The following is a 16,555-nucleotide window of genomic DNA, read 5'->3' on the forward strand; positions in this document are numbered from 1 at the left end:
AATAATATGTCTGGTAGCAATAGCGGAGAGGTCACACCTGTTCCCATGCCGAACACAGCAGTTAAGCTCTCCAGCGCCGATGGTAGTTGGGGCATTGCCCCTGCAAGAGTAGGACGCCGCCAGGCAAATTTTTTGTATAATATTCTGTTAGTTGTTAAACTAAAATAAATATTTCTGATTGTTCCACAGTAGCTCAGTGGTAGAGCTATCGGCTGTTAACCGATCGGTCGTAGGTTCGAATCCTACCTGTGGAGCCATTTTTATGCTTCCATAGCTCAGCAGGTAGAGCACTTCCATGGTAAGGAAGGGGTCAGCAGTTCGAGTCTGCTTGGAAGCTTTGCCTTTAAACCTTGATGTAAAGAGATTCCCCTGATGATTCCGGGAGTCGCTTTATTCTTCGATTTTTACTAATTCGCCGACATTCTAACGGCAGAAGCTTGTTTTTCATTGATTTTTTGATGGTTCATCTTGCTTTGTAATTTTTCTATTTTAAAACCTGACTTTTGCAGTTAAAATGAAGTAAAAACAGCCTTGAACCCCTATGATTACTGGTTCTTTGGCTGTTTTTGTTTGTCAAAAAGTTGTAGTGTAAATCACCCTTTGGCCGCTCCTAAAATTTTTTATTTCTCCTAAAAAGTTTGACCAACACAGATGGTAAGAAGGTATTGATTATGCTATAACTCTTATAAGCGGTGTAATTCCGGGGTTTGGTCTAGTAAAAGATATTGACAATCACATTCAGCAAGATCGAATCGTTAAGGTATTACAAATGTTAAACGATAAAGATATTGATTTAGAACAATAGTTTAAAAAGATACAAAATGAACAAAATGATGAAAAGCCTTTTTATCTCCTTACTAAACTATGACAAAATGTGTAAAAAGTGGTGCTATATAAATCAAAAACAGAAATTCATCTTTCACTTCAGATTGGAAACAAAACTTTTAGGAGAACCGACTACATATACCCAAAAGAAAACGTTTGCTTTTTGGTTGTTTATGACTGAATTTGATGTTATTATCTTGACTTCTGCAGTAAAGTGAGTAAAAGAACGGCTGTACCCCTTGTTATGATTGGGATTATGGCCGTTTCACTTTGTCAAAAAGTTGTAGTGTAGAATCATCCATTTTTGGTGCATCCTAAATTTTTTTACTTATCCTTGTAAAATGCACTTATGACAAGGGTTATACATCATTATTTTTAAATATTGAAGAAGTTCATCTTTTTAAAATTCATCATATATTTCTTTAGAATCTAATGTAAGTGCTATACCACGATTAACCATAAAAACCAGATTAATACTGCTTTAACCGCCAATAATATGACAAAAATAAAATGAAAAACACCAGGCAATATCATAGCGACAATGCTTCAGACTTACCTATTTGGAAAATGTGCTGCAAAACTAGGACTACATACATCCTCAAGAAAACGTTTGCTTTTTTGATTGATTTTGACTGAATTTGATGGCATAACCCGATTAAATATCTTTGCTTATGCTGCTTTACGAAAATTAAACATACCCTTAATAACTTGTTAACAGAGTTCTGCTATACTTATTTGTAATACATACAAGGAGGGAATTATCTTGCGCAAAGTGTATAAACCTGTTTTAATTCTTGTAATTGTAACAATGGTGATAGGAAGTTTTTCTGCAAAGGCATCAACTGTTTCAGCTTCAGGGAAAACATCTGGGGCAGATTTAGATGTCGGTTTAAAGGTGATGACATATAATTTGCGATATTTAAATGACAGCGACCCTTCCCCACATACTTGGGCTGAAAGACTTCCTGCCATAAAAAAGCTCATACGTAAAGAAAAACCGGGCATTTTTGGGACGCAGGAAGTTCTATATCAACAGTTGAAAGATTTGGAAGGTAGTTTACCAAAATATGAATGGATTGGTTTAGGGCGTGAAGGCGGAAGCAAGGGTGAATACTCGGCAATTTTTTATAACGAAAAACGTTATACCCCTTTAGAATATGATCACTTTTGGTTATCAGATACACCAAATGTGGTAGGTTCCAAAACATGGGGAAATTCAATAACACGTATGGTTACATGGGCAAAATTCGTCGATAAAAAAAGTAAGCAAAAATTCTATGTGGTGAACACTCATTTTGACCATGAATCTGCAAATGCTAGAGAAAAGAGTGCGGAATTAATTTTAGAAAAAGTAAATGAGTTTGATTCGGGACTTCCAATAGTATTAACGGGGGATTTCAATGCGGGTCCTGAAAGTGTTCCACACCAAACCTTAACAAGTGAGGGAGCATTTGATGATTTGTGGGAAGCTGCCGAGGTTAAAATAAATGCTGACCTTGGAACTGCCAATGGTTTTGAAGATCCGAATGGCGGTGGTCCGGAAAACCGAATTGATTGGATTCTTGCCAAAGGTGGTATTTCCGGACACTCAATTGAAATCTTAAATTATCGTAAAAATGGTCAATTCCCAAGCGATCATTATCCGGTTATAGCGAATATGACAATGTCACACTAGATACATATAATAGTAAAGTCTCCAATTAACGGAAGAAACAGGTGCTCTTAAGATTGGTACAGGTGGACTAGCTTGTACCGGTCTTTTTTGACTTCATGTCGGAATTCTACCATTTCTTTATCAGTTCAGTTGTAAAGGTTAATGGCCTAGATAATATGAGTGTATCGAAAGAACATTTTCACGAATTTTATGACCTTGTAAGGGCATCTGGTGTGACAGAGTTTGAAAAAATCAAATGGACGCTGCAGAACGGGCAGAAAGAAATCATGAACAGTTTTGGATTTGATCTAAACAATTGAAGGTATTAATAATCAAACAAAGATCTTAAAACAAAATCCATTTAGCCTTAAACGATTTGATCGATTTCGGCCGTGGGTATTATTACATCGCCAATATAAACAATTAGATGTCCGGGTTTAATAAGGAGTGAGCAAGGCGCTCACCCCAGCATTTAATTCTTTAAGTTCACTCACAGAAGCCAGTTCACCTATTATTTGTTAAGATTTCAAGAACGTTCGAGACAAAGATATCTTGATCAATTTCCAGGGCAATACGTGCACAATTTGGTCCAAAACAATTACTCGACTCTGGCCGGAAGTCAGCGATACTTTCCCCGTACGCAATGTCACCTTTGTGCCTCACTCTAACCTCTCGCTTTTTGTACCCATACAAACCATTGATGTCGAGAGCTGCCATCAAAGCGGCCAAATCGTGTTGTGGTGTTCCGGTTATACTTGGATCTCGTTGTTGATAATATTCATAATAGAAATCTAAGATCGGTTTGATTATCTTTTCTAAAGGTGAATCTGCACGAGTATCGATGAGATTGACAATCCCTGGGGTCAATATAGCATTCTTTGTCACGTTTAAAGGAACGATCGTTAGGTTAACTAGATTTTGACAAACGTAATCAGCGGCAATTGGATCACCGAAAAAGTTTGCTTCTGCTACTTCAGACGCATTGCCAGGTTCGAGGAATGCCCCACCCATTACATAGGTTGCTTTTACATCTTCCATCACTTCGGGACTTAAATAATGGGCGATGGCCAGAGAGGTACATCGTCCGACATTAACGATTATTACCTCATTCCGGTTTTCCTTGATCAACTGGAACAATTTACTGAAATTCGTCCGATTTGCATAGCGTTCCTCTGGAATTGGCGGATCGATCGGCCCCAGTCCTTCTATTCCATGAACTTCAGGAAAAAAGACAGGTTCTTCACCACTCAGGGGACGAGTGGCACCAGCAATAACAGGAATATCTGTACGGCCTGCCAGTTCCAATAAGTACTCGACATTCCTAAACGTTTTTTCCCGATCGACGTTACCGTAGCCACTTACAACACCAATCAGATCTATCTCAGGATTCTTCAGCGCGTAAGTCAATGCAATGGTATCGTCTATACCTGTATCGGCAAATAAGATTATTTTTGTCATTTTTTTCACCCCAACTTAGCTTATGAAAAAAAGACAGGCATGCTTGTATGTTTGTCCGAAGAACGTCTTCAAAAGAGCGGAAAATGGTTAAATGTAGTTGTCTCGCTAATGTGTTCCAGAACCAGAACCTAAAACGATAAATCTTTTTTATACAAACTAAACAGAACCCTTTCCATTTGTCGTACGGTCTTATCAATGTATTTAAAAGAATAGCTATGGATTTCAGCGGCGAATTTTGAAGTTTTTACATTGCCAATACCTTGTCTAACAACCGTTGATTTTCATGTCCATCCTCAATTAATGGCAGGTCTGGATCCAAATTGTGATAAGCAATGTATTCATAAACCTTGTCAATGAACGGAAAAAACGCGGGATAATAAGCACTGGCCTCTGTTGATAAATGCGATGGTATTTCATTAGCTGCTGGTGCGTCGACTACAATCAATTGTTCATTGGCTTTTCCATAGCATAATTGTTTATCACCAGTTAGCGTGATTGTTCCGGCACTGCCATATATTCGTAAAGAAGTGCCAAACCCATGTGTTATGCCGGATAATAATTGAATAGAGAAAGTGGCATGACGAGTTGTTTTTCCATGGATGAAAAATGCATCATCTGCGTTCCTTGTCTCTCCTGCACCTTGTGGGACATGGGTATGGACAAATCCGTTCATTTCCGTCATTTCATCGCCTGACAGCCATCTGATGCAATCAATCATGTGAGACCCAAGAGCTCCTAGCATCCCGCCGAAATTTTCCTTGCGCCCCATCCAGCCAATTATGTTGGAAGAGAGTCTTACATATTGCGGACTGGTTATATGATATTCATAATGAAGGGGCTCGCCAATTTTGTTTTCCTGGATCAGCTTTTTTATCTTTTGACGAACAGGCAAGTATCTCCATTCAAAATCAACGAATACCTCGGTCTGACATTCTTTGGAGAGCTCCACTAATGCCTGAGATTCCCGGCTATTCATGGTAAAGGGCTTCTCGCATACAACATGTATCCTTTTTAACAATGCATAGCGCACCATCTCATAATGGTGGATTGGTAGGGAGCTGACGAAACAAATATCCAGCTCTTCCCGAGCCAGCATTTCCTTCCAATCTTTGTAATGTTTCGGAGGGTTATTCCAGTTGTTTAATTCCTTTGGAAGCTGATGACGTGTAATAGTGCTGACAGCAGTTACCTCTATAGCTGGGTGTGTTTCGATAATTTGGGCTTGTACCCTTAGCCCAAATCCGCCTCCAATAATTCCGATTTTCACATGTATCACACTTTCGTTTTAGTTAGTACTTCTCCATCACCGGATGACCTAATTAAATCTGCACAATTAAAAATCCCATATATAATATTCGCTATATCAGTCACGAATCCTTTTTGTTTCAATTTGTTTATGTCATAATCAGGAACATTTCAATTAAATAAACAAAAAAATCTCATCATATACATTTAAACATTTTTCTATTATGCCGATATAAGTAATGTATCATCAGGGAGGATGATTGTGCCATGGCATTAACGTTAGGAAGAAAAGCCGGTGAAAAAGTGTTTATCATAGATGAACACGGCAGGGAAATTGAGATTGAAGTGATGAAAGCAGAGGGGAACATTAAAAATGCTCTCAGACTGCGAATCACAGCTCCACAGGAATTTAAAGTTGTTCGTGGAGAGGTTTATGACGGTAGTAGCTCCTAATCTAGGGGATATTATAAACTCTAGCAAGTCACAAGGATAGGTCTTGCTAGTAAAACAATTAAACAAGGAGGTAGATTGATTATGATTATCAATCACAACATTGCGGCACTTAACACACATCGTCAATTAAGTGCAAACAATGGTGCAGTACAAAATTCTTTGGAGAAGCTTTCTTCAGGTCTTAAGATCAACAAAGCTGGCGACGATGCAGCAGGTTTGGCAATCTCTGAAAAAATGCGTGGGCAGATTCGCGGGTTGGAAATGGCGTCTAAAAACGCTCAAGACGGTATTTCTCTGATTCAAACTGCTGAAGGTGCTTTGAATGAAACACATTCTATCTTACAAAGAATGCGTGAATTAGCAGTACAGTCTTCAAACGACACGAATACAGATACAGACCGTGCTGAGCTTCAAAAAGAAGCAAATCAATTGGCTGAAGAGTTGACTCGGATTGCTGACAATACAGAATTTAATACGCAAAAATTATTAGATGGTAATTTTAAAGCAACTTTTCATATTGGTGCAAACGAAGGTCAAAACTTAAAAATTGATGTTGCTGCAATGGGGGCTAATGCTTTAGGTGTTGAAGGTAAACTAACAGAAGATACTATTGAGGCTGCTGGCGATGGCGAAAAGCCTGAACTAGTTATAGGTGGCGAGGAGTTTACTGGAAAAGTACTTAAAAATGGTGAATCCGTAGTTGCTGTTGAGGTAGAGGGTAAATATTATTCGATTTCTGATGTGGAAGTTGATAAGCCAGGGACTCCCGGAGGAGAAGACACCGATGGAAATCCTGTGGCAGCAGAGCCTGCAACATTTAAATTTAAAGACGGTGCAGTTGAATTAAAATTAGCAGATGGTGATGCTTATGGAAGCATCGATATTTCAACTCAAGAAACAGCAGATGCTGCAATCACTAAGTTTCAAACAGCGATTGATACGGTCTCAGCAGAACGATCTAAACTTGGTGCAGTACAAAACCGCCTAGAACATACAATTAACAACCTAGGCGCATCTGCAGAAAACCTAACTGCTGCAGAATCACGTATTCGTGACGTTGATTATGACTTAGCTGCCGCTTAGCAGCGACAGTCACAGTCGTCCTAACTGGTAACGGTTAGTGATTATGATCGGGTGAATTGCTGGAAAACCCTATAGAACTTTCTTCCCCACAACGCAGCTGGAAACAGCAAACGTGAAGGGTCGAAAAGAAGAAAGATTTGGGCAATCAGCAGCCAAGCGCCTGTGGCGAAAGCCTGGCGAAGGTCCAACGACTAGGATAGACCACCTAACCCCCAAGAAGATATGGTGATGAAATCCGTAGGGATCTGACAGCGCCGCAAAATCTGTCAGCAACCGAAGTGCCCGACCCCTACTAGATGCTAGAGGGTGAAGATATAGTCTAGTCATTTATGAAAGTAAATGTTCGCACGATGGCGAAAGAGATGATGGAGTTCACAAAGAACAACATCCTAACTCAGGCGGCACAAGCAATGTTGGCTCAAGCAAACCAGCAGCCACAGGGCGTTTTACAATTGCTTCGCTAATTGTTGTTTATACAATAGACTCTGGCTATTTGGAAGCTGGAGTCTTTTTGCATTTCTAAAAATCTTAAAATAGTAAAGTGGAGGAAGTACAATAAAGACAGCAGAAACGAAAGGCAATCTATGAATTTATTAATACCTACTGGTAGAGCTGATTTAGATTAAAGCATAGCTTGTTATAGCGACTAAAATGATGATGGATGAAAAAGAGGTCAATCTTTATAATACATAGTATAGGGATTAAAGGATTAAACTTTCCAGGAGGTGAGTTAATGTTAATAACTCTTGAGGAATTGAAAGATAGTAAAGATCATTGGTTTGAAATTGAACTTTTGAATTGGAATGGTGCACAATACCAACGAATAAAAAGTGAGGAGTGTAATTCATTTCAAGAAGTTCTTAGGTTCATCAATAATTTAGAAAGTGAAGGGAAAATGGCCTATTATGAATTAACTTTAGATTTTAATAACAAAAGGGTTAGAAATGTTCGTAATCTGAATGATTTATTGTCATCTATAACGAAAACCAGATCTATGATGATGAATTAACTTGTTAGGGAATAAAGGTGTTTTGAAGCTACTTAGTTGATATGGAAGGACATCTAATTTGGTAATGGATTGGAGCATAACTGAGTGAATTGCTGGAACTTCCTAAAGTGTTTTGCACTGCAACATATCCGGAAACGGTGACGAAAGTCTGTTGAAGGTCCTACAACTAGAATGTACTGCCTAAAGCTAAGCTTTAGCCATTGCAATGAGATTCGTAGGGTGATAACAAAATCATTCGAGGTGCCCAGCCCCTTTGAAACCAAAGGGTGAAGATATAGTCTATTCTATGATTGAAAGGGATAGCGGCAAAGCAAGCCAACCAACAACCACAAGAAGTTTTGCAACTTCTTCGATAAAATAGTAAAAATAAAGAAGCCCTCGGCAAATGCCGAGGGCTGTTACGTTAAAGAATTTATAATGTGTTTTTGCATCAGCACATTCTCATTCCATTCATCTACATTTATTTCCTGGCCCACACGCAGACTGTCAAAGAAATCATGACTTTCCATTATGTTGTTATACAATAATTGGTTTATTTTTCGGTTTAAGTCACTAGCATTGCATAAATATAGTCAAAATGTTCAGTAACTACTATTCCCGTAATTTTTGCCAAAAAGTCAAAGTCCAATCAAAGGTGGCACCGTCCATTTGGTAAAATTATACAATTAATACGAATTGATACGACCTACAACACTGTTACTTATTACGGAACTGTTTTGTTTTCAAATCTGTGAAGCCAAATGTAAGCTGGCTTCCATAGTGCAGCCTTTAACCAACGGGTAATTCGAAGCAACGATTTCTTGCTTTTCGTTTCCAGTTGGATAAGCACATGTAAACAATAGGTGATGAGTGCTATATAGATTTGATTTTGTAAAGCTGTTTCACTCATTCCGTAAAAATGTTTGATTTCCACGTGCTGCTTTAACCATTTGAAAAACAGTTCAATTGCCCAGCGTGATCGATAAATATCACTAATTTCTTGTGGTTCCAAGTCAAATCGATTGGTAATCAATCGAAGGATATTTCCTTTCGTATCCATCACTTCGAGAAGACGAAAAACGTTTTCACAACGTTTTTGTGTGGAGCCTATGTAAACCATTCTATCGGTTAAAACCATTGATTCAGCTGGAACCGAGAATGAACATACTTCACGAATGACGGCATTTTTCTTTAGTCTGGATACGAAGAAGTATCCATCATCCGTCATCCGATCAAAACGTTCGTAGTCCATATAGCCGCGATCAAAGACATACATGGCTTCCTTGTCATCAACAAGGACTTCAAGTTGATTACGATCATGTTCTTTCGCTACTGTAATGACAGCCTTTTCAGGATAAACCGTTTCTTTATCCATGAAAACAAGGCGCAAATGTAACTTGACACCAGCCTTTGTTTTGCGGAATTTCGCCCACTTATAATTGGTTAAATTAAGAGGCAATGTACTCGAATCAATGATTTTTAACGGCATATGCTTGTAGGCTTTATTGTGATATCCGCGTATCTGGTAAACAAGATCTAAAAATAGGGTTGCTAATATGGATGGATCTATTTCTCTATTCTTGCGTGAGAGCTGAGATGCGCTAATCGATTCAAAACCAACAGCTCTCTGAAAGTCCGCATCCAATAAAGCATCACTTAGTGCTTGAAGCCCTTCCGTTTCATGTACTTGTGCATAAAGCATCAGTTTAATATAGGCTTCAGTCGTAAGTTTTTTGGTATAGCTATCTTGTTTTAGATTTTTAACTTGGTCAAAAAGCTTTTTAGAATTTATAGGTGCAATCCATTTACCAAATGCTGATTTTAGTGTATTCTTGTCCATGATATGGTCCTTTATATTGGATTTGGACAGGAAACCACCTGACCTATTCATTATAAAGGATTTTTTGTTGTCTAGACAGTTAAAAATTGAACATTACCAACATTTTTTATTATTAGTTATAATTAATGCAACGCTAGTGGGTTTAAGTACAACTCAAAAAGATTCTGGGTCAGACCATAACCAGTAGAAAATTTATGCAATAATTTATGCTGTTGGCTTTTAGCAAGTGTTTTCATTAATATTTCTTTAACATATTTATTTGCGGATAGAATATCCATGTTATTGACCTTATGGGATACCATTGACTCACCTTCTTTCATGGTCTTATTCTACCTTGATTGTACTATCAATTGCAAAGTCGCTTTGGAACACTGTCATTTGAAGTATAATGGTCTTATTATACAGGTTGTTGAATACAGACAGATAACTCTAACCTTTTAGATATTTTGTAGCATCCTTCAATAATTCCAAGGATATCTAAATGAAGACTACTATATCCCAAATGTCAATTCAGTTAACTTACTAGATGTTAATTCAGTTACTTCCTTTAAAAATAATAGTTTTTCCAGATTTTCTTTGGTAATAATGACTTGATAGGGTCTAGTAAAGTGTTGTTGTGGTACATTAGGATAATTCAAATAAAAAGTGCCCGTTTTATATTCTTTAATTAAAGCATCTAATTTGCGGAGGGCAAGATTAATATCTAATGTCGGTCTTTCTAGATGAATATTCTCTGATAAATACAATGTTGTTCGTTTGGATTTTACTGCGAAAGTAATATGAAATTGGTTAATTGTTTTTCTAAACATGCTGTTATGTATATAGGGATGTACCAAATGCAAAAAATAATAAATCTGGAATTGATCATACAAGATTATTCGATTTTGTTTGTCAGTTTTGAAAGCCAATGAATATTTTCTTAAAAGAAGATTTGCAAGGAACTTATTCTCGTTTTCGGTAAAACTCTCAGTTGACAATATAATTTTTTGGGGGTTATTGTTCTTTTGGTTTAAATGTCCATCATCCATATACCACCATGCTAGGCTCTCTGTTGAGAGGTATTCCTCAAGTAATTGAAAAGGGATTTGTTTTGTTAAATTTGGATACCAAGACTTCCACAAATATGTAATTAGGTCTGAAGTTCTTGACTGAGTATAATAGGACGTACTGAATCCAGTCTCTAGTCTTGAATCATATACTTTTTTATATTTCGGAGGATTTAATGGAATATAGTTTTTCAACTTTTTATAGCAATAGAGATTCCACTCGTAATCCTTATCGCAATGGGTATACTGGAAACGTGGTTTTCTCCCCTTTTGTTGTGTTATGCTACCATCTCCAAGTAGCTTGCCGATAATCCTTGCTTTAAAGGAATGGGATGTGTCTTCCCAGGAGTATTTCATGAAAACAACTCCGATATAAGAATATTTTTTCGATTATATCATAAAAGTAGTAATAGGGTTAGTTATTCTTTTATTGGAATTTACAGGTTCTTTATTTTAACTTTTTAATTTTGTTAGTTTAAAACCCAACAAAAAATATTCCAAGGAAAGGATGCCAATTAGTTTCTTGAATAAATGGTGGGAAATTGATTGGGAGGCCTTATTTTATATGGAAGAAATGTGGGGTGAAGGGGCCGATAGTCAGCCCCACTCTCATCAAGAACATACCGCAGCCAGCACCTTCTGCATCGTATAAACACTATCATCATTCTTAAATTCCTTATCAATCACTGGCTGCTCAGCACCAGAAATCCATATTTTCAATTCAGCGTCCAAGTCGAAATGACCAGCTGTTTCGACACTAAAATGGGAAATGCTCCGGTATGGGATGGAATGGTATTCTGTCCTTTTGCCGGTGACTCCCTGCTTGTCAATCAGGATAAGCCGTTTGTCTGTGAAAACGATCAAATCCCGAATCAGCTTGAAAGCCACATCAATTTCTTCATTATCCGCGAGTAATTTGCCGATATCTTTTCGTACAGCTTCCTTATTTGCTGTCGATGCATTCCCGATAATACCGCTTAAAAAGCCCATCATAACCCCTCCGAGTCTTATAGATTAAAAAATTCTAATATTATCGTACCATTTGTTTACGAATAGGAAAGCTGTGACCTTCATATCCATCATCATAAGGTCCAAGATTATCCTCTATTAATTTCACTGTCCTTCCGTTCCGATCCTGTAAAGCACCAATGAATAAGCGGCAAATCCTAATTAATCCCACCCGAATAAAATAGTTTTCTCCGCAGCGTCACATCAAGATGCTTCAACGTTTCTCCCTTAAAGCGAATCCAAGTTTCATCGTCGCAAACGTTTTGCGAACAATTACCCATCCATTGTAGCTTGTTAATCCAAGCGCTGTTAACTGTACAGATTCGATGAGGAATTTAACTGTCTCACTCTAATTAATAGTAACGTAAAGAGGACGAGATCGTTTAGATACTAAATTCAGCGGCGACTATAACAACGGAAAATAAAACTCAACAGCAATATGTGCACTATAGAAAAAGAACTTGAAAAAATAGATAATGATAAAAGTCTGAGCCACGGTATGAAAGAAGCTTTAAAAGCAACAGTCAAAAGAACAGAAGGGATTAAATAGGGGGAGAGCTCGCCCCCCCTGATTACCTTTTAAGCAGCAGCTTGTTTCTCTTTTTCTTTTTTAAAGATTCCCATGAATCCTGCAATACCGATAAGCACTGCCGAAATAAGGTAAAACATTGAAATACTTATAAGTCCGCCTACTGCTGATATTAGTAAAAGTATTCCTCCAGCTTTTGCTTTTGATTTGACTACTACTGAACCTACTATAGCTAACGCGGAGAATAAAAATGCTGCCCAACCCAATCCAGTTACTTCACTTGTGCCGTCACTACTGAAGGCAGCATCAACACCTCCAATGAATAATGCTAAAATAGCAGCAAAGAATCCAATTATGCCGCCAATAAGTCCTAAAACGAATTCTGTAGTTCTATTCATGTTACCCCTCCTTTCCTGATACAATTTTACTATATAAACGAAAAGTAGCGCTACCCTTTCGACATAATTAGACAATTAATTTACCCTATTCAGATAATCCGGGCGATACCAAGGCAACTAGTCTCGTACCAATAACATTTGTGATGAAGTGAATACAGAAAAACGTTGAATTTACATTCTCTGCTGTTCAAATAAAAACAAATATTTCTGATTTCGTTTTTGCTATTTATAAAAAATCAAGATAAACCGATATATTTAATTATAGGTCTATAGAACTGGATGTTTTGTGAAAAATCATAAAAACAGCAAATGAGATGTAGGTTTTAAGACCTTTATACGTGGAATGCCAAAAAGCTTTTATTTTGATGGCGAAAAATATTAACTGAAAATTTAAATGGAGGGCTAAGAGTAAAGTGGATAAGACATCAATAATTGGGGTCATATTAGGGATTATTGCAATTGGAACAGGAATGGTATTAAAAGGTGTCAGCCCCATCGCCTTATTAAACCCAGCAGCTTTATTGATAATCTTTTTAGGGACAGCTGCATCTGTATGCGTCGCATTTCCAATGAGTACCATTAAAAAGGTGCCTTCCTATTTTAAAATACTGTTTAAGGAAGCGGATCGTACGGATATGAAAGAAGTTATTGAAATGTTTTCAAACTGGGCAGACCTTACCCGAAGAGAAGGCATATTGTCATTGGAAAAACAGATGGATAGCGTAAAAGACCCTTTTCTATTATCAGGACTACAATTTATTGTAGATGGAAAATCACCTGATTTTATCCGAGAGGTGATGTTGGAGAAAATCAGTGCAATGGAGGAAAGACATCAAAGAGGGATAACCGTGTTTTCACAAGCTGGTACATACGCACCTACCCTGGGAGTGCTCGGAGCGGTCATTGGTTTAATTGCAGCTCTTAGCAATCTAAATGATATAGAGGCTTTAGGTCATGCTATTTCCGCGGCTTTCATCGCAACGTTATTTGGTATTTTTTCAGGCTATGTTCTCTGGCATCCTTTTGCAAATAAATTAAAGGAAAAATCTAAAGATGAGGCTGAAGTGAAACTAATTATGATAGAGGGAATTTTAGCGATAACCAACGGCGAATCAAAACAAGTAGTAAACGATAAGCTTGGTTCTTACTTATCACAAAAAGAGTTAGCGAAGATAGATCTGGAGGAAGCCGATGCAGCAGAAGAAACGGAGTAAAAATAGGGAACATAAAGTTGATGAATCATGGCTGTTACCCTATTCCGATTTATTAACACTTCTATTGGCGCTATTTATTGTCCTATTTGCCATGAGTGAGATAGACGCTGAAAAATATGAACAGCTTACCAGGGTTTTTAAAAGTGAATTTTCCGGCGGTACAGGGTTCCTTGACGATAGTGGTGCTCCAGCAGAGGTTCCAGGTGAAGCGGATAAGGATGCAAAAGAAACGAAAACGAAAGGGAATAGCAAAAATGAATGGACTCAATTAAAGGAGCTCCAAACAAAAGTTGATGACTATACTGCAAATAATAATTTGGAAAAAGTATTGGAGACGCAATTAACAGGGGGAGGGCTCTTAATCACGATACGAAACGATGTTACATTCGATTCGGGAAGTGCCATTGTTAAAAAAGATGGAAGGAAAATTGCAGCAGAAGTATCAAAGCTTTTGATTGCCGATCCGCCTCGTGAAGTTGTGATCAGTGGCCATGCAGATGATCGTCCCATTAACAATAGTGAATTCAGATCCAATTGGGAATTAAGTGTTATGCGTGCAGTCAATTTCATGAGCCTTATTCTGAAGAACAACAGCCTTGACCCAACTATGTTTAGTGCAAAGGGATTTGGTGAGCATCAACCGATTGTACCTAATTCAAGCGAAGAAAATCGGGCAAAAAATAGAAGGGTAGAAGTTCTTGTATTACCTAATACTGAAATTGATGTAAAGGACAGTGAAAAAGCTGATGAATAAAAAACTGGAGGTTAAAGGAGGGGATCGTGTTGTCAGTAACAATGGAGAAAAACTTAGCCATAACAGAGCTGCTTAATAGTTCTTTTTTGTCCATAAAAAATGTCGTTCCTGTAGATCACGAGATAAAGAAGCCGCGGCGATTGGAACATCCCTTACGGCTGCAATTTGGTGTACTGATCGGTATTACTGGTGATGTAAAGGGCAAATTAGTAATGGCAGGGGATTCAGGTCTTTTTAGCATGATCGGAGAAAAAATGTTTGGTATGCCACTAGAAGGTGAAATGCTTTCCTCCTTCAGTGGGGAATTAGGGAATATGATTGCCGGCGGGATGGCTACGATTGTCGTTGAGAAGGGGCTTCAGATTGATATTACCTCCCCAACAATCCTGCAAGGCGACACTATGTTAACCGGATATAAATTGGCCCTTCAAGTAACCACCGCATTTGACAAGATGGGGGAATTGGATATTAACCTATTACTGGATTGATGAACGAACTTTTACAAAGTGATCTTGCCGCTGCTATGTTACGATAAAGGCTGAAGAAGCTAATACAGAGGGAATATATATTCACCAATTAGGTTCGAAATCTTCTAACTGAGCATAAGAGCGGAAAGGGAAATCGAATTGATTAAAAAAATGGATATTACCAACCCTGATTTGGCAGAAAAGGTATTAAACGTTCAATTACCTTCCTACAGGGTAGAAGCAGAACTAATTGATTATGATGATATACCTCCATTAAAAGATACAGTTACTACGTTACAACAATGCGGAGAAACTTTTTATGGGTACTATTTGGATGGGGAATTAGCCGGGGTTATAGCCATAAAGATTGAACAAGGTGTAATGGATATACATCGGTTAATCGTACACCCTAACCATTTTAGAAAGGGAATTGCCAAGAGGCTGCTGCATTTCATTGAAGGTAAGGACGGGGTTGAAATAATAAAGGTTACGACTGGGTCCAGAAATTCCCCCGCAATAAATTTTTATGAAAAAAATGGGTTTTACAGTGTTGGCGTAATCAGAGTAAATCAGTATCTATCCCTCGCTTCCTTTGAAAAGAGAATTTAATTTTCACTTCAGTAAATTGGATTGATCCAGGTATAGGTTATAAGTAGAGTCCCTTTAGATGGGACTTCACTTTTAAAACCTCTGCGTTTCGAAAGTGTAAATACGACCTACGTCTTTCGTACTTTTTTGCACCAAAAATTTCCTATTCAAAAAATAGCCCCATGTGCGATAATGAATCGCTCTAACCTCCGTTCAAAACTTGATTTTAAGTTTCTCCATGCTTCAAAAGAGAGGACTTATTCCATAGTAGATAGTCCAAATCAATATTTTTACCAAATAAATACTCACCTTCATAATACCTTTTTAAACTTTCCTGTTTCCGCTGAAATAAACTTTTAAAGTTGAAACCAATGCAACACCAACATGGCAGTATTAATTGTGATCGAAAAAAGTCCAGTACAATAATTGGGTTTTTGTTTATAAATTGGACGCAATGAATGGATTGTCAAGTAAACGTAACACGCTTGTCATGTTTTTAAATAAACGATTCAAATCTTCTATAAATAGGTTTAGGTCAACCTTTCATTATTACAAAACCATTTCATAATTAGAAAACCACGAAAAATATTGGAAACTTTGCCTATCTGGTTGTTTTAAGAATGTGTCCAGATGGGTACATTCAAAAAAACACCTAAAGAAAGGAGAATGATGGCGTGGCTGTGCAAAAAAGTACGGATAGTTGCAGTCTTGCCGAGGTTATTGACCGAATCCTTGACAAAGGTATTGTTATTGATGCATTTGCAAGAGTCTCTCTGGTAGGTATTGAAATTATTACTGTGGAAGCCCGCGTAGTTATTGCCAGTGTCGATACCTGGCTAGGATATGCAAATGCCGTTGGGCTGCTTCGTGACGATGTGGAGGAGGAATCCCTTCCGCAACAACAGAATGAAAGGACACCACAATTTAGTGTTTAGCATGGATGGTAGAAATACGGGTTCATGATGTTTTCTATAAAGTGGAGAGACATACTTCAATTACCGGCAA

Annotated in this window: 16 protein-coding genes, 2 tRNA genes, 1 rRNA gene and 1 pseudogene; 13 read left to right on the plus strand and 7 right to left on the minus strand. The window is 37.8% G+C overall.

From position 1 onward, the window contains the following. Positions 1-9 precede the first annotated feature (9 nt). The 4 genes from rrf (at position 10) to CZ382_RS14965 (ending at position 2,500) form a co-directional block, all read left to right on the plus strand. Positions 10-125, plus strand: a 5S ribosomal RNA gene (rrf, locus tag CZ382_RS14945). Positions 126-182: 57 nt separating this feature from the next. Further along, a tRNA-Asn gene (locus tag CZ382_RS14950) sits at positions 183-257 on the plus strand. A 7-nt stretch (positions 258-264) separates the two neighbouring features. Beyond that, positions 265-337, plus strand: a tRNA-Thr gene (locus tag CZ382_RS14955). 1,260 nt (positions 338-1,597) lie between these two features. Next, positions 1,598-2,500, plus strand: a complete 903-nt coding sequence (locus CZ382_RS14965; protein ID WP_230856193.1) for an endonuclease/exonuclease/phosphatase family protein — start codon at positions 1,598-1,600, stop codon at positions 2,498-2,500. Between the two features lie 483 nt (positions 2,501-2,983). Here the strand turns inward: CZ382_RS14965 and CZ382_RS14975 are convergent, their stop codons facing one another. Then, positions 2,984-3,937 carry a nucleoside hydrolase gene (locus CZ382_RS14975; RefSeq protein ID WP_088051979.1) on the minus strand — a complete coding sequence of 318 codons (954 nt, stop codon included), beginning with the start codon at positions 3,935-3,937 and terminating at the stop codon, positions 2,984-2,986. Between the two features lie 244 nt (positions 3,938-4,181). Then, positions 4,182-5,204: a Gfo/Idh/MocA family protein gene (locus CZ382_RS14980; RefSeq protein ID WP_088051980.1), complete on the minus strand. Its 1,023-nt coding sequence runs from the start codon at positions 5,202-5,204 to the stop codon at positions 4,182-4,184. Positions 5,205-5,449: 245 nt separating this feature from the next. Here CZ382_RS14980 and CZ382_RS14985 point away from each other — a divergent pair, with 245 nt between their 5' ends. The 4 genes and pseudogenes from CZ382_RS14985 (at position 5,450) to CZ382_RS15000 (ending at position 7,727) form a co-directional block, all read left to right on the plus strand. Further along, complete coding sequence (locus CZ382_RS14985; protein ID WP_088051981.1) at positions 5,450-5,635, plus strand: carbon storage regulator; 186 nt, start codon at positions 5,450-5,452, stop codon at positions 5,633-5,635. A gap of 81 nt (positions 5,636-5,716) precedes the next feature. Further along, positions 5,717-6,718, plus strand: a complete 1,002-nt coding sequence (locus CZ382_RS14990; protein WP_088051983.1) for a flagellin N-terminal helical domain-containing protein — start codon at positions 5,717-5,719, stop codon at positions 6,716-6,718. Positions 6,719-7,068: 350 nt separating this feature from the next. Further along, positions 7,069-7,182 (plus strand): annotated as a pseudogene (locus CZ382_RS14995) (flagellin); the annotation flags it as partial. A gap of 269 nt (positions 7,183-7,451) precedes the next feature. Further along, on the plus strand, positions 7,452-7,727 hold the full coding sequence (locus tag CZ382_RS15000) for a hypothetical protein (protein WP_088051986.1): 276 nt from the start codon (positions 7,452-7,454) through the stop codon (positions 7,725-7,727). Between the two features lie 703 nt (positions 7,728-8,430). On the opposite strand, the gene CZ382_RS15005 is transcribed toward CZ382_RS15000, so the two are convergent. The 5 genes from CZ382_RS15005 to CZ382_RS15025 form a co-directional block, all read right to left on the minus strand. After that, the gene (locus CZ382_RS15005) at positions 8,431-9,546 is read right to left on the minus strand and encodes an IS4 family transposase (protein WP_088049901.1); all 1,116 of its coding nucleotides are present in this window, start codon (positions 9,544-9,546) and stop codon (positions 8,431-8,433) included. A gap of 122 nt (positions 9,547-9,668) precedes the next feature. Continuing rightward, positions 9,669-9,866, minus strand: coding sequence for a hypothetical protein (locus CZ382_RS15010; protein ID WP_088051988.1), 198 nt, complete (start codon positions 9,864-9,866; stop codon positions 9,669-9,671). 171 nt (positions 9,867-10,037) lie between these two features. Then, the gene (locus tag CZ382_RS15015; RefSeq protein ID WP_088051990.1) at positions 10,038-10,949 is read right to left on the minus strand and encodes an endonuclease; all 912 of its coding nucleotides are present in this window, start codon (positions 10,947-10,949) and stop codon (positions 10,038-10,040) included. 255 nt (positions 10,950-11,204) lie between these two features. Beyond that, positions 11,205-11,582 carry a PH domain-containing protein gene (locus CZ382_RS15020; RefSeq protein ID WP_088051991.1) on the minus strand — a complete coding sequence of 126 codons (378 nt, stop codon included), beginning with the start codon at positions 11,580-11,582 and terminating at the stop codon, positions 11,205-11,207. Between the two features lie 597 nt (positions 11,583-12,179). Continuing rightward, a complete protein-coding gene (locus tag CZ382_RS15025; protein ID WP_088051993.1) occupies positions 12,180-12,527 on the minus strand; it encodes a DUF4064 domain-containing protein in 348 nt (115 codons plus the stop codon). A 413-nt stretch (positions 12,528-12,940) separates the two neighbouring features. Between CZ382_RS15025 and motA the strand changes: the two genes are divergently transcribed. From motA to gvpA, 5 genes are all read left to right on the plus strand, one after another. After that, complete coding sequence (gene motA, locus CZ382_RS15030; protein ID WP_088051994.1) at positions 12,941-13,741, plus strand: flagellar motor stator protein MotA; 801 nt, start codon at positions 12,941-12,943, stop codon at positions 13,739-13,741. After that, positions 13,719-14,495 (plus strand): flagellar motor protein MotB, encoded by a 777-nt coding sequence (gene motB / locus CZ382_RS15035; RefSeq protein WP_088051996.1) that lies wholly within the window; start codon positions 13,719-13,721, stop codon positions 14,493-14,495. The genes motA and motB overlap by 23 nt, the downstream gene beginning before the upstream one ends. A gap of 26 nt (positions 14,496-14,521) precedes the next feature. Further along, entirely contained in the window at positions 14,522-14,983 is a 462-nt protein-coding gene (locus tag CZ382_RS15040; protein WP_230856194.1) for a chemotaxis protein CheX, read from the plus strand. A 138-nt stretch (positions 14,984-15,121) separates the two neighbouring features. Next, on the plus strand, positions 15,122-15,571 hold the full coding sequence (locus CZ382_RS15045; RefSeq protein WP_088051997.1) for a GNAT family N-acetyltransferase: 450 nt from the start codon (positions 15,122-15,124) through the stop codon (positions 15,569-15,571). A 653-nt stretch (positions 15,572-16,224) separates the two neighbouring features. After that, positions 16,225-16,485 (plus strand): gas vesicle structural protein GvpA, encoded by a 261-nt coding sequence (gene gvpA / locus CZ382_RS15050; RefSeq protein WP_088051998.1) that lies wholly within the window; start codon positions 16,225-16,227, stop codon positions 16,483-16,485. Positions 16,486-16,555: the final 70 nt, after the last annotated feature.

The sequence above is a fragment of the Virgibacillus dakarensis genome (genome assembly GCF_900155625.1).
Taxonomy (GTDB): Bacteria; Bacillota; Bacilli; order Bacillales; family Amphibacillaceae; genus Lentibacillus_C; species Lentibacillus_C populi.